At 32.5% G+C, this 15151-nt stretch carries 11 protein-coding genes and 1 tRNA gene; 7 read left to right on the forward strand and 5 right to left on the reverse strand.

Going from position 1 to position 15151, the window contains the following annotated elements; genetic code table 11:
• Positions 1-77: 77 nt before the first annotated feature.
• Positions 78-150 (reverse strand) — tRNA-Phe (locus tag M4I21_RS13145).
• Positions 151-249: 99 nt separating this feature from the next.
• On the opposite strand from M4I21_RS13145, the gene M4I21_RS13150 reads away from it, so the two are divergent.
• The 6 genes from M4I21_RS13150 to M4I21_RS13180 all read left to right on the forward strand — a co-directional run bounded on the left by M4I21_RS13150 (position 250) and on the right by M4I21_RS13180 (position 7972).
• Positions 250-978, forward strand: a complete 729-nt coding sequence (locus M4I21_RS13150) for a type III pantothenate kinase (protein WP_249559650.1) — start codon at positions 250-252, stop codon at positions 976-978.
• On the forward strand, positions 979-2256 hold the full coding sequence (gene bamG / locus M4I21_RS13155; protein WP_249559652.1) for a BamG family beta-barrel-assembly machinery protein: 1278 nt from the start codon (positions 979-981) through the stop codon (positions 2254-2256).
• Between the two features lie 35 nt (positions 2257-2291).
• Positions 2292-3680, forward strand: coding sequence for a hypothetical protein (locus tag M4I21_RS13160; protein WP_249559653.1), 1389 nt, complete (start codon positions 2292-2294; stop codon positions 3678-3680).
• A gap of 1 nt (position 3681) precedes the next feature.
• Positions 3682-4287, forward strand: a complete 606-nt coding sequence (gene lptC / locus M4I21_RS13165; protein ID WP_249559654.1) for an LPS export ABC transporter periplasmic protein LptC — start codon at positions 3682-3684, stop codon at positions 4285-4287.
• 202 nt (positions 4288-4489) lie between these two features.
• Positions 4490-5779: a hemolysin family protein gene (locus tag M4I21_RS13175; protein WP_249559658.1), complete on the forward strand. Its 1290-nt coding sequence runs from the start codon at positions 4490-4492 to the stop codon at positions 5777-5779.
• 90 nt (positions 5780-5869) lie between these two features.
• Entirely contained in the window at positions 5870-7972 is a 2103-nt protein-coding gene (locus M4I21_RS13180; protein WP_249559659.1) for a peptidylprolyl isomerase, read from the forward strand.
• A 49-nt stretch (positions 7973-8021) separates the two neighbouring features.
• Here the strand turns inward: M4I21_RS13180 and M4I21_RS13185 are convergent, their stop codons facing one another.
• A complete protein-coding gene (locus M4I21_RS13185) occupies positions 8022-8945 on the reverse strand; it encodes a GYDIA family GHMP kinase (RefSeq protein ID WP_249559660.1) in 924 nt (307 codons plus the stop codon).
• Positions 8938-10257, reverse strand: coding sequence for a hydroxymethylglutaryl-CoA reductase, degradative (locus M4I21_RS13190; RefSeq protein ID WP_249559662.1), 1320 nt, complete (start codon positions 10255-10257; stop codon positions 8938-8940). The genes M4I21_RS13185 and M4I21_RS13190 overlap by 8 nt, the downstream gene beginning before the upstream one ends.
• Before the next feature lie 265 nt (positions 10258-10522).
• On the opposite strand from M4I21_RS13190, the gene M4I21_RS13195 reads away from it, so the two are divergent.
• Entirely contained in the window at positions 10523-12568 is a 2046-nt protein-coding gene (locus M4I21_RS13195) for a peptide MFS transporter (protein WP_249559664.1), read from the forward strand.
• An 11-nt stretch (positions 12569-12579) separates the two neighbouring features.
• Here the strand turns inward: M4I21_RS13195 and M4I21_RS13200 are convergent, their stop codons facing one another.
• Together M4I21_RS13200 and M4I21_RS13205 are read right to left on the reverse strand one after the other, a co-directional pair.
• A complete protein-coding gene (locus tag M4I21_RS13200; protein ID WP_249559665.1) occupies positions 12580-14583 on the reverse strand; it encodes a ComEC/Rec2 family competence protein in 2004 nt (667 codons plus the stop codon).
• A 3-nt stretch (positions 14584-14586) separates the two neighbouring features.
• Positions 14587-15144, reverse strand: a complete 558-nt coding sequence (locus M4I21_RS13205) for a C40 family peptidase (RefSeq protein WP_249559667.1) — start codon at positions 15142-15144, stop codon at positions 14587-14589.
• Positions 15145-15151 lie beyond the last annotated feature (7 nt).

Here is a 15151-nt window from a genome sequence, read left to right on the forward strand (position 1 = left end):
AAGAAAATATATAAAGTGCTGTTGCATAGGGTGAATAAAATAAAAAAACCCGAACATTTCTGATCGGGTTTTTAAAGTGGTGCCTCCAGGAATCGAACCAGGGACACATGGATTTTCAGTCCATTGCTCTACCAACTGAGCTAAGGCACCATGCCGTTAAGCGGGTGCAAATATAATTGCTATTTTCGTATATCCAAACAAAAAACAAAAAAAAGATTTTATTTTTTTTAATTTTATAATATTTGCAAGATGAATTTAATTGTAGATGCAGGTAATACCTCAGTAAAATTGGCGGTTTATAAAGGAAATGAGTTTTTAACTTCTAAATCTTTTGAGCTTCAATTTTTTTTAAAAGAAGTGAAACGGGTTTTTCAGGAGTTTCCAGATATTAAAAATGCTATTGTTTCTACAGTAGGGGCGTTAGGATCTGATGAAATAACAAAGCTTGCCATCTATTGTAATGTGCAAACATTAAGTGCATCAACCAAAATACCATTTAAAAATTTATATGGTACTCCAAAAACTTTAGGTGTAGATCGTATTGCTTTAACTACAGCAGCTTTTTATCAATACACAAATAAGAATACATTGGTTATAGATGCGGGAAGTTGCGTTACCTACGATTTTATAAATAAAAATGGAGAATATCTAGGAGGGGCAATTTCTCCAGGAGTTGCTATGCGTTTTAAGGCAATGCACAACCAGACTGCTAATTTGCCATTACTAGAGAAGGAAGGTGAAATTAAGTTAATTGGAGATTCTACAAGCGCGAGTATGAAAAGCGGAGTTGTTAATGGAATTTGTTTAGAAATTGATGGTGTAATTAACGAATATAAGATTAGATTTGCAGATTTAACAGTTATTTTAACAGGTGGCGACGCTCATTTTTTGTCAAAACGATTAAAAAATACCATATTTGCGCATTCCAATTTTCTCCTAGACGGACTTAATTATTTGCTGGAATACAACAAAAACTAAATGATAAGAAAAATAATTATTGCAATAGTATGCTGTATGGCAGGTACTATTTACGCTCAAAACGGTACAGTTTCTCCATATTCTTACTTTGGATTGGGAGATTTAAGATCAATAGGTTCAGTAGAAAATCAAATGATGGGGGGTATTAGTATGTATGCAGATAGCATCCATATAAACCTAAACAACCCAGCGGCTTATGGAGGGCTTGGAAGAACTACTTATACCGCTTCATTATCTAGAAGAGAGTCAGCTTTAAAAGGATCAGATACAAAGCAAAATTCTTCTGTAACTAGTCTAGATTATTTGGCAATTGGGTTTCCAATTATATTAAATAAAGTAGGTGTAGGTTTCGGGATCAAGCCTTTTAGTTCTGTTGGTTACGAGGTAGAATCTAGTTTTACAGATCCAAACGCAGGCCTAATAACAAATAAATACACTGGAGAAGGTGGTGTTAATACCGTTTTCTTTTCTGTAGGAGCAAGAATTATAGAAGATTTAACTGTTGGTATAACTACTAATTTTAATTTTGGTTCTATAGAAACCAATAGAGTGCAAGATGTAGAAAATGTGCAGTTTGGGACGTTCGATTTTAGAGAGTCTAAAGTAAACGGTGCTAACTTTAAGATATCCGCTAATTATACACCAATGCTTACAGAGAAGATTAGAATGAATACTTATTTTGGTGTTGAAACACAGAATAATTTATCATCTGATAACACAAAAACAATAGGTTCTTTTTCTTCTAGTACAGGACAAGAAATCGAAACTATAGATGTAGATCTAGATCGCTTAGGTTTAGCAAATAGGGGCGTGACAATACCTACAACTACAACAATTGGCTTAGGTTTTGGACAAGATAGAAAATGGTTTGTTGGTACAGAGTATAGTGCGCAAAAACTAGAAGACTATACGGCTCCATTTTTTACAGTAGATAATTTAACTTATAAAAATTCTTCAAGGTTTGCTGTTGGGGGCTTTTATACACCAGACTATACTTCTTTTACAGATTATTACAAGAGAGTAACATACAGAGCTGGAGCTAAGTATATTAACTCTGGAATGGTAGTGAACAATGAGGATATTAAAGACTTTGGCATAACTTTTGGAGTAGGATTACCAATGAACGCTACTAATGATCCTTTTTCTAATATTAATATAGGATTTGAAATAGGAAAAAGAGGAACAACTAGTGCGGACTTAATACAGGAAAACTATTTTAAAATTAATCTAGGGATATCATTAAACTCTAAGTGGTTTAATAAGAGAACAATTAATTAAAAGAGTTTATAACCATTAATAAAAACCAATTTAAGATGAAAAAGAAACTTTACTTTATAGCGATTGCTTTTATAAGCGTTATGGGTGTAAGCTATGCTCAAGAAACGGCTGCGGCAACAGTAGACAAATCAGAATGTGCTACTAATTTTCAGTTGTATGCACAAGATGCAAAAGTTAAAAATTACGATGCTGCTTATGGACCATGGAAAAAGGTGTATGATGCATGTCCAGATTATCACCAAGCAAACTTTCAATATGGCGAGCGTATCTTAAAGCATAAAATAAAGAATGCTGCCGGAGCAGAAAAAACTGAGTTTGTAAATATGTTATTGGGAGTTTATGATAATTATATCAAATACTACCCAACTAAAGTATCGAAGGCAGAAATTCTTATTGACAAGCAATTGTTAAAGTATGATGAAAAAATGTCTACAGACGCAGAAGATTATGCGGCTTTACATATTGCTTTTACAGAAGATAAAGAGCATTTTAAAAGTCCAAAAGCATTATATCTTTACTTCTCTAGTTTGGTAGATTTACACAAAGCTGGTAAAGAGGAGTTACAAACTGTTTTTGATGTTTACGATGATGTGACAGAAAAAATAGAAGAAGAGAATAAAGAGTTGGTTGCAACTATTACAAAGTTATTACCTAAAGAAGATGCTGGTACTTTAACAAAAAAGGAAAAGCAACTTTTAAGAGTTTCAAGTGCAAATTCAGAAAACTATGGTAAAATTGCTAGTAGTGTAGATTCTAAATTAGGTGATTTAGCAAACTGTGAAAACTTAATTCCATTATACGAGAAGAATTTTGAAGAAAAGCAAAACGATCTTACATGGGTAAAAAGAGCAGTAAGTAGAATGTATTCTAAAGATTGTTTAGATTCTCCAATGTTTAAAAAATTGTTTGAAAAGCAATTGGCTATGGAGCCATCTGCAAATGCGTACCTATACTCTGCATCTTTAAAATTAAAGTCAGGTGATAGTAAAGGTGCTTTAGCAGATTTTACAAAAGCTAGTGAGTTAGAAACAGATTCTTATAAGAAAGCAAATATTTTATACAAAATAGCTAATAGTTATAGCAGAATTAGTAAGTCTACATCTTACAGATATGCAGGTAAGTCTTTAGAGGCAAACCCATCTAATGGTAGAGCTTATTTATTAATGGCTAGATTGGTTTCTAGTAGTGCTAACGATTGTGGTTCTACAAGATTCGAGAAATTAGCTGTAAACTGGAAAGCTGCTGAATTAGCGCGTAAAGCAGGTAGAGTAGATCCTTCTTTAAAGTCTGCTTCTGCATCTGCAGCGAGTAGTTACTCTCAAAGAGCACCTACTAAAACAGATATTTTCTCTAACAATATGCAAGGTAAGACTGTTACCTTTAACTGTTGGGTTGGTGGTAGTGTAAAGGTGCCTAACCTATAAGATGATTAAAATAAGGACATATAATTTTTTAAAGAGCATTGCCATAATTTGTTTTATGGCAATGCTTTTTTCGTGTAATGATAATTACGAACGTGTAGGTGTAGAGGCTAAAAAAGCAGTATATCCGCAAGGTGTGGCAAATGATTTAGTTTTTACGTATACAGAAACTACAGATCCAGTTAAAAACAAAAAGGCGGTAACGTCAAAAGTATTGGCAGTGCTTACGGCTCCTGTTAGAGAAGACTTTAACAACCTTAGCTTTCCTAGAGAAGTTTTTCCAAAAGGATTAGAAGTTGAGTTTTTTGATGATAAAAATCAAAAGAGTACTATAACAGCCGATTATGGCATTAGTTATTCTACTACAAAATTAATAAGTTTACAGGGAAATGTGATTATTAATACGCATGACGGAAAGCAATTTAAGACGCCTCAGTTGTATTATGACCAGACTAATAAATGGATATTTACTCAGGAGAAATTTGAGTTTATAAATCCTGAGGACGAATCTGTAATGTATGGTGAAGGTTTTGATTCTGATAAGGATTTAAAACAAGTAAATGCACATAAAACAACAGGTTTAAAAACAATAAAAGACGAGGAAATATGATGAAAATATTAAAGTATACGGAGGTTCTGTATTTGGGGGTTTTTTTATTATCCATTTATAAGGTGTTTACTTTATGGAACACTGGTCAAGAATTTTATTTATTTGCTTTCTTTGCTGTGGTTTCTTTAGGGATGTTCTTTTTTCGTAGACATTATCGTAAAAAATTTGAAAAAAGGAAAGAAGATAATACTAAATCATAATCTTGGGAACTTCAATTTTAATTATTGTTGTATCATTATTGCTTTCTGCATTTTTCTCAGGAATGGAGATTGCTTTTATATCTGCTAATAGAATACATTTAGAGATAGAGAAGAAGCAAGATGGTTTTTTGTCTACGGTATTGTCTAAGTTAACTGCAAAACCCTCTAAGTTTATTGCAACAATGTTAATAGGTAATAATATCTCTTTAGTAATATACGGTATGTATATGGGAGATTTACTTATGGCTTGGTTTTTAGGTATGTTGCCTACTGGTAGCGTTTTTTTTGATGCGGTATTGGTAGATTTTGGCTTGTTGTCGCAAACCATAATATCTACTTTGGTTATCTTAATTACCGCAGAGTTTTTGCCTAAAGTGCTTTTTCAGATTTATGCGAATTCGCTGCTTAAAATATTAGCAATACCTGCTTATTTTTTCTATTTATTTTTTTCTTGGATTTCTAATTTTGTTATAAAAGTATCAGACTTTATTTTAAGAATCTTTTTTAAAACAGGCGGCGATCATAGTCAGCTTGCTTTTAGTAAAGTAGAATTAGGAGATTATATTACAGAGCAGCTAGAAACAGTTACATTGGAGGATGAAGTAGATTCAGAAATTCAAATTTTCCAAAACGCATTAGAATTTGCTGCGGTTAAGGCAAGAGAGGTAATGGTTCCTCGTACAGAAATTATTGCTGTAGAATTACATGATTCTCCTAAAAACTTAACTAAATTGTTTACAGAAACTGGGTTTTCTAAAATAATGGTGTACAAAGAAACCATTGATAACATTATTGGGTATGTGCATTCTTTTGAGTTGTTTAAAAAACCAAAGACAATAAAAACAATACTTTTGCCAATAGAATTTGTACCAGAAACAATGTTGGTTAGTGATATTCTGGATTCGTTAATAAAGAAAAGAAAAAGTGTTGCTGTTGTGTTAGATGAGTATGGTGGCACATCTGGTATAATGACAGTAGAAGATATTGTAGAAGAGCTTTTTGGCGAGATAGAGGATGAGCATGATACTACAGACTTGGTTGAAGAACAGATAGATGAAGTAACATATAAGTTTTCGGCAAGGTTAGATGTAGACTATGTAAATGAAAATTATAAATTAGAACTTCCAGAAAGTGATGAGTATGAAACACTAGGTGGTTTAATTGTAAATGAAACTGGTGAAATTCCAGAAAAAGACTCAGAAATAAAAGTTGAAAACTTCAATTTTAAAATAATAGAGGTGTCAAATACCAAAATAGATTTGGTAACCTTGCATATACTTGAAAAGGAGTAGGGTTTTTGTGTTAAAAATTTGATAAAAATTAAATTTTTAAACCCAAAAAGAAATGGTATTTTTGCGCACTGATTTTAAACATTTTATAAAATGGCGATTTTAGAGAACATAAGAAAGAGAACTACGATATTAATCCTAATTATAGGTTTAGCGTTATTTGCGTTTGTTATCTCTGGTATTTTTAGTGCTAACGGTATGTCTGGTGAAAAAACTGGAACAACTGTAGCAGAAGTTAATGGAAAAGATATTTCTATTGATAAATTTAGAAGAGAGGTAGAGTCTGCTTCTAATCGTTTTGGAGCTGGTGCAACTTCTATGCAGGTTGTAAACACAGTTTGGGATCAAGAAGTAAGAAATGCTATTTTAAGCGATGAGTTTGATGATTTAGGAATAGATATAGAACAAGATCAAATTATAAACTTTATTGCATCTAATCCTGGTTTTACTCAAAATCCACAGTACCAAGATGAGAATGGTGTTTTTGATGAGTATATTTTTAAAGAATTTATTTCTACGTTAAAAGAAGAAAGTCCTGCACAATACCAGTTATGGTTGCAACAAGAAGTAGCTATAATGCAAGCAGCAAAAGAGCAAACTTACTTTAACTTAATTAAAGCAGGCTTAGGTGCTACTTTAAAAGAAGGAGAGTTAGACTATAAATTAGCAAACGATAAAATAGATGTAAAATACGTAAGAGTACCTTATACATCTATATCAGACAGTTCTGTAGCTGTGAGCAAGTCAGAAATATCTTCTTATATAAAAGATCATCAAGATGATTTTAAACAAGAAAAAGCAAGAGATTTTCAGTTTGTTTATTTTGAAGAAAAGCCGTCTTTAGAAGATGAAAAAGCTGTTAAAGAAGAAATACTTACTTTACTTAAGGATAAAGTAGAATATAAGGACACCGTTTTAGGTTTTAGAAACACTAAAAATATTGGTGAATTTTTGGATATTAATTCAGATTTAAAATACGATACTATATTTAAAACTAAAAATGTTCTTTCTCCAAAATTTGCAGATACATTAATGGCGTTAAACGTTGGTGATGTATACGGACCTTACCGTGATGGTAACTCTTTTAAGGTTACTAAAATGATAGAGAAGAAAAAAGAAGGTAACGTTAAAGCGAGTCACATACTTGTTGCTTGGGAAGGTGCAGAAAGAGCAAACCCTGAAGTAAAAAGAACAAAAGAAGAAGCTAAGAAAAGAGCAGACGAATTATTAAAAGATGCTAAAAAAGGAGATGTTGAGTTTTCTGTATTAGCTCGTGATAATTCTGATGGGACATCTGGCCCAAGAGGTGGAGATTTAGGTTATAATCAAAAAGGAAGAATGACTCCTAAGTTTGATGAATTCATATTTGGTAATGAAGTTGGTTATATAGGTATGGTAGAAACTGAATTTGGTTACCATATTGTAAAGGTTGATGATAAACAAGATTTAGTTCGTATTGCAACTTTAGCAAGAACTATTGAAGCTTCTGTAGCTACAAGTAATGCATTGTTTACAACAGCTACACAATTCGAGAGTGATGCTAAGGCTAGTGATAAAACATTTTTAGAATTATCTAAAGAGAAAAAATTTATTGCAAGACCTGTAAATAAGATAAAAGCAATGGATGAAAATCTTCCAGGTTTATCTGCGCAGAGAGCAATTGTACAATGGGCTTTTAATGAAGATTCTGAAGTTGGTGATATTAAACGTTTTCCTGTAAATAACGGTTATGCTGTTGTTCAGTTAACAGGTACATACAAAGAAGGTTTAATGTCTGCAGAAGATGCATCTTTTATTGTATTGCCTAAATTAAGAAAAGAGAAAAAGGCAGCACAAATTATTGCAGCGAACAAAGGTAAAGACTTAGAGGCTATTGCTAAAGCTAATAATATATCTGCTTCTACTGCTTCGGCTTTAACTATGAAGTCGCCAACTATTCCTGGTGCAGGTAGAGAGCCTTTCGTTGTAGGTAATGCTTTTGGTCTTAAAGAAGGCGAAACGTCTGGTTTATTACAAGGTGAAACAGGAGTGTTTATGGTAACTGTAACTAAAAAGGAAGAAGCTCCTAAGTTAGATAATTACAGTACTTACTCTAATATGGTACAGACAACAGCTATGCAGAGAGTAAATTCTGCTGTATACAACGCATTAAAGAAGTCTGCTACAATAGAAGATAACAGACAAATGTTCTACTAGTAGAACTTCGCATAAAATCATAAAAAAAGCCTCCAATTTGGAGGCTTTTTTATTTTATAAAATCGGTATATTTAAAAATGGTACTGTATCCTTTTTCCTTAAAGTAGGCAGGAGTGTTTTTATCTCCTGTAGCAAGTATAAAATCTCCTCCCCAAGCACCTAAGCTTTTTATTGCGCCATTATAATTTGCAAACAATAATTCTTTAACTGCAGGTGTTTTTAAAGCTTTAGATAGCAGTTCTTCGTGTTGTGTTATAAGTGTGTCAAAAACAGTTAAAGATGTTGTAGTGCTTATCTCTTTAGTTATTTGATTGATGTTTTTAATTAGTTCTTCTTTGTTAAACGTGCATTGCTTGTATGTAGAAATTGCATCTCTGCTATTCTGTTTTTTGTTCAGGTGTATAAAGTAGATGTGTTCTGTAAAAGCGGGATTAAAGTTTACAGCATTAATTGTTGGTTTATTTTTTATCTTCTGATAAAAAATAGGAGTATTGTTCTGTGCACAAGCAATATCATAACCGCTGCCGCCCATAGTATTTTCTAATAAGTCAAAAGCATTTACGGCAGCCCAACTCGCAATATTATTAATAAGCGTAGAAGAAGAGCCTAAACCCCAATCTCTAGGGAAATCTAATTTTGTTTCAACTAGTAAGCCTTTGTTGTCTTTTAAAAAATTAGGATTTAAAATTTGTGCTTCTTTTAAAATAGCTTGGAGTGTTTTAGCTGTGTTACTCCAATTTTTGTCTTTTTCATCAGTGTTTAAAATGGCTAAGTCGCTGCTATTAAAATTAGCACTAAACCAAGTGTTATTATGAACATCTAAACTTTTCCAGCTAATGTAATTTTCATTTGTATTGGTAACTAGTAAGTTTTGGCCATAAATAGTGGGTACAGCTAGACTAAGTGCGCCGTCTAAAACAACGTATTCACCAGTAAGTAATAATTTACCATTACTATAAAACTCTTTAGTCATTTTTTAAATTGTTATAGGCAGTAACTACAGCGCTATGCGTTACGGTATTTGTTTTAAAATGAGTTGTAAGTAATTGTTTTTCTTTATCTGTTGCCCCAAGTTGATTTAGTATATTTAGTAGGTGCATTTTCATATGCCCTTCTTGTATACCGGTAGTTACTAAGGAGCGTAGTGCAGCAAAATTCTGAGCCAAACCAGTTGCAGCAACTATTTGCATTAATTCTTTAGCGCTTGGTTTTTGTAAAATCTCTAAAGCAACTTTTACCAAGGGATGTAAATTTGTTAATCCGCCTACAGTACCTAATGCAAGAGGAATATCAATCCAAAATCTAAATATACCGTTTTCTATGCTTGCATCTGTAAGACTACTGTATGCTCCATTTCTACTTGCGTATGCATGTATTCCTGCTTCAATAGCTCTAAAGTCGTTACCCGTGGCAAGTATAACAGAATCAATGCCGTTCATAATACCTTTGTTGTGGGTAACAGCTCTGTATGGTTCTACTTTAGCAATGGTTACTGCTTGTACTAATTTTTCAGCAAGTTGAGACGATTTTATATTTGCATCTTCATTCAATTCTTCAACCTTACAACTTACTTCTGCTCTTACGATACAATTGGGTACGTAGTTAGATAAGATACTCATTACAACCTCTATGTTCTTTTCAGTATTAGAAAAATCAGAATAAAGTAAAGCCTCTCTTTTTAGTGTTATAGCAAATTGCTCTAAACAAGAATTTATAAAATTAGCGCCCATTGCATCTAAGGTTTCAAAAGTGCAATGTAATTGATAATAATTCGCTAGATCTGCTGTTTTGTTGCGCAGTTCAATTTTGGAAATACCGCCACCACGTTTTTTCATACTAGTCGTAAGCTCGTTAGAGTCGCTAATAAGTAGTGGTTTAATGCTATTAAAAAAGGATTCTAATTTTTTAGAATCGCCTTTAAATATAAAATGTACTTGTCCTACTTTCTCAGTTCCTAAAATTGTGGTTTTAAATCCGCCACGAGAAAGCCAAAACTTAGCCGCTTTACTTGCTGCTGCAACAACAGAACTCTCTTCTATTGCCATTGGTACAGCGTAGAGCTTGTTGTTAATTAAAAAATTAGGAGCAATACCCAGTGGTAAATAATAATTAGAAATGGTATTTTCTATAAACTCATCATGTAATTTTTGCAACTTGGTATCAGAGTTCCAGTATACTTTTAAAACTTCTTTGGTGTGCGCAGAATTTTTAGTATAATTTTCTGTAATCCAGTTTATTTTTTCTTCTTTGGTAAGTTTAGAAAATCCTTGAATAGGGGTAATCATAGTTGGTTTTTTTCAGGTGTCAAAGATAAACATAATGTATCAATTTTCTTTTGCTCATATATATGTCAGTTTTACCTGTCTAATTGCAATATTTAAGATAAAAAGTTTACTATTTATTAAAATTATTAGTAAACTTGGTCTTTCTTAAAAGCATTTTATGAATTTAATAATTTAAGGCGAATTATTCTTGTTTTGGAATTGATTAAAATATGCTTTAAATCTGTTATTTTTGATGAAATCAAATTTATAAACTAACTAATTATATATGGAATTTAAATACGGAGGATCTGAAACTAATCAGAAAACAGTATTAGGGCACCCATCGGGGCTTTTTGTGTTGTTTTTTACTGAAATGTGGGAGCGTTTTAGTTATTACGGAATGCGTGCGTTATTGGTGCTTTTTTTAACATCATCTTTATTAAATGAAGGATGGGGTTGGGAAAGAGCAGACGCAACTATATTATATGGTTGGTATATTGGTTTGGTGTATTTAACGCCAATTATTGGTGGGTACATTGCAGATAAATTTTTAGGATTTAGAAATGCAGTAATATTAGGTGCTTTTATAATGACCTTGGGTCACGCTTCTATGGCTCTAGAAGGATCTACACACTGGTTTTTTTACGCCGGACTTACATTGTTAATTATTGGTAATGGTTTATTTAAGCCGAATATCTCTTCAATCGTTGGTCAGTTATATAAAACTCAAGGAGAAGAAAAAGATGCTGGTTATACCATATTCTATATGGGTATTAACGCGGGTTCTTTCTTAGGTATTCTTTTGTGTGGTTACTTGGGTGAAAAAATAGGATGGCATTATGGTTTTGGTTTGGCTGGTGTTTTTATGTTTATTGGAATGGTGCAATTCTATTTGGCACAGAAAATATTCGGAAAAATTGGTCTAAAACCCAATACAAATAAGAGTATAGAAGGTACAATTGAGGATGATGCTGAAAAATTAGAAGAAACGGTAGAAGAGCTTGTAGGTGGAGTTTCTAAATCTAAAGTAGTATCTGATAGAATGATAGTGATTGGTATTTTTGCCATATTTACAACATTTTTTTGGTGGGCTTTTGAGCAAGCAGGTGGTTCTATGACCATTTTTGCTGGTGATTATACACAAAGAGTTTTAGAGGGGTCTTCTGCTACCGCATTTAAAGTCATAAACAGTATTATTGTTATTATTCCTTTAGGTATTATTACATACGTATTAAGCTTATTGTTTAAAAAGACATTCTCTAAATATTCTACGGCCAATATTGTACTGGCGTCTAGTTTTGTTATTGTTTGGGTTTTGGTACTTTGGATGTTACAAAACGATTATAAGACTACATCTTACGCAGTAGCTTACACAGATGTGAACAATGTAGAACAAATTAAAGAGGTTAGAACTAGTGACCCTTTAGTTGTAGGCGATGTTGTACATGTAAAAGTGAATAACAAATACGAGTTTTATAATCCTGCAGATAGTTTAAATTTAGGAAACACTGTTAAAGATGGTAACTTATTAAATGAAGATAAAAATGCTATTGGTTACTTTTTTAATGCTGAAATAACAGACTTAAAAGAACAGCCAGCTAAAGGATTATTTTGGAAAGATAATACGTACGCTTCTTTAGTTTTTGAAAATCAAAAGAATGAAGCTTTACAGCAAAGATTAGCGTTATCAAAAGATACTACTTTTGTTGCAGGTACTACTGTACAGTTAAAGCTTACGCAAGACTTAGGCTATGTTAGTGAAGCTACAGAAGATACAGTTACAGCAAAGGTAACAGAGGTTAAAAGCTCACAGGTAGAGGTTTCTGCTTCTTGGTTCTCTGTACTTAACTCGTTGTTTATTATTGTATTTGCTTCTTTATTTTCAAAAATTTGGCAGTCTAAATACAACCCATCTGGTCCTGTTAAGTTTGCTTTAGGATTAATATTGGTTGGTGTTGGTTTTGCAACATTGGCTTATGGTTCTTCAGGTATTCCAGAAGGAGCTAAAACGGCATCTGTAAGTATGATTTGGCTAGTCTTAGCATATCTTTTTCATACCTTAGGAGAACTATGTGTATCTCCGGTAGGTCTATCGTATGTGAGTAAACTAGCACCAGTGAAATTTGTAGGTATTATGTTCGGAATTTGGTTTATATCTAATTTCTTGGCAGGTGTAATTGGTGGTTGGACCGGAAGTTATATTGATCCAATTTCAGAAGAATATGGCTTATCTACTTTCTTTTTAATATTCACATTAATTCCTGCAGGTGCCGGAGTAATAATGTTGCTGTTAAATGGTAAAATAAAGAAAATGATGCACGGTATAAAGTAAAAATATCAGTGTTAATCAAAAACATAAAATCCCTTTTCACCAGTATAGTGAAAAGGGATTTTTCTTTTTAAACAAGTTTTTCTCCACAGGCTAACGGTACTTTTATAATTGCTACCGTCTGCTATAATTTCTTTAGGGTTCACTTCCGTAATTAAGCGATCTAAATTTAGCTTCGCAGACTGTGTTAGTAAAATAGTATTGTTTTTTGTAGTTGGGTAAACAGCTAAACTATCAACTATAATAATAGTATGGCCCTTATAATTGTAGTTGTTCTTAAGTTTTAACCTAGATGTTGCGTCTATGCGTTCAGCAATACGTATGGCGTTAAATGTCTGGTTGTTTTTTACTGAGTCAGAAGATACTATTTTTAATGTTTTCCCAGTTTGATGCATTAAAATTGTGTTCCTGCTTTTGTGCAACACATATAAGCGTTCTTGGGTATTTGCTTTGTAGTTGTAAAAAATAATAACCCCTTGAAAAAGGGCAATGCTACAAAGTAATAAAGCTGTTCTTTTAAAATTGTTTTTAGCAATAACCATTAAAAGTAATACTAATGCAGCATAGCTTAATAGTACTTGGGGTTTGTTAAAAGAAATATCTTTAATTAAAAAAGCATCTTGAGTGGCAACCCATTTTACAACGGTATTCATTGCTAAAATAATGTTATTGTAAATCTGTACTAAAAATGTGGGTAACACATTGCATAAGGCCAATGCAATAACAACAATTCCTAAGCCTAGAATAATTCCTAAAAAAGGAATAATAGCTAAATTGGTTATAAAAAATAAGCTTGGAAATTGATGAAAATAATATAAACTGATAGGTAAAACACCAAGTTGCGCAGCAAAACTAACCGTTGTTAATTGCCATATTTTAGAAGTTAACCAATATTTAGGTTCCCATACTTTTTGAAAAATAGGATTAAAAAGAACAATAGAAAACACAGCAGCATAGCTCATTTGTAAACCTACAGAAAACAATAAATTTGGTTGTAGTAACAATATAAAGAAAAGTGATAAGGCTAAAATATTAAAAGAACTTGTAGGCCTATTTAAGTATAAGGCATACGCAACAAAAGTAAACATAGTTACAGCTCTAATCAGTGAGCTAGATAAACCGGCGAGTAATGCAAAGCTCCATAGTAGAATAACTATTGTAATAAGCTTTATTATTTTTCCTTTTGGTAAATATTCTAAAGGCGACAATAGAAACTGTAGAACCAATAAAAGAATACCTATATGTAACCCAGATAATGCTAAAATATGTATTGCTCCAGCATTTTTATACGCAGTTAATGTATCTGGATCTATATTGTTGCGTTCACCTAATAAAAGCGCTTTAATTATGCTTAATTCTTGTTTGTTAAAGTTTGCAGCGTTGAGCTTTGTTATAATGTTTTCGCGTGCTGTAGCGGCTAGTCCTTTAAGTGTTTTAGAGGTCGACTGTATTCGTGTGTAATTTTGTTTTATTTCTATTTGATGATATATTCCTAAATCCTCTAGGTAAGAAGCATAATTAAATTGATGTGGATTTAGTGGCTTGTTGGTATTTACTACATCACCTATACTATTTAATTCGTCATCAACTTTAAAATTGGTAGAAGTGGAGTCTATAGGTACATTGAGTAAAATTTTTCCAAACGATTTTTCACCGTTTATACTTTTAATAGTTGCAATGTATCTTTTGCTGTAAGGGTTAGGTTTTAAAGTTTCATCTATCTTTAAATGCCATAAGGGAATAGAAGAATATGCCTTGTTTGTGTAATGTAACCTGTTGTTTTTAGGGTTTGATGTGCTGCTGGTACATACACCTAATGCAATAGTTGTTACTGCAGCAATAATACCAAAACGTAAAGCCCTTTTTTTAGATGTAATATAAAGAAACCCTAGTATTACAATAAGTGATAATAGAATGCAAAAAGAGACGGTTACACTTATTTTAAGTAGTTGTTGCAAGAGTATTCCGGTAATTAGACACAGTGCTAATTTTACCGAAATAAACTCAAACGGCTTCATAGATTATAGTACTCTTGTTGCTTTTACAAAGGCATAATTCCAATAGCCTTCTCGTAAAGATGAAACAATAACACCTCTAGAAGTGCTTGCGTGTATAAATTTAATTTCGTCATTGTCTGTGGCAACAACTAAACCAACGTGGTTAATCCTTTTTTTCTTTTTAGAAGTTCTAAAAAAAAGCAAATCCCCTTTTTCTACATCTTTTACACGAACTTCTTTGCCTTCATTAGCCATAACGTAAGAAACTCGTGGCAAAGATATGTCGTGTTCAGAAAAGGCAACATATAAAAGGCCGGAGCAATCCATACCTCTTTTTGTAGTGCCTCCGTATTTGTAAGGGGTTCCAGAAAAATTTAAAGCAGAATTAATAACTTTATCAGCTTTTAATTCTACTAAAGCTTCTTCAGCTTTTCTTTCTGCTCTAGGAGAAGAATTTCTTTGTATAATAACTTTAGACGGCGCAACACTAACTTTGCGATCATTACTGTAGGTGGTTTTCTTTTTAGATACACAGCTGCTTAGCGATAGTATTAAAAGAAGAATAGTTGCTTTACGGATCATTCCAAGA

Origin of the sequence: Cellulophaga sp. 20_2_10, assembly GCF_023476645.1 — a bacterium.
Classification (GTDB): domain Bacteria; phylum Bacteroidota; class Bacteroidia; order Flavobacteriales; family Flavobacteriaceae; genus Cellulophaga.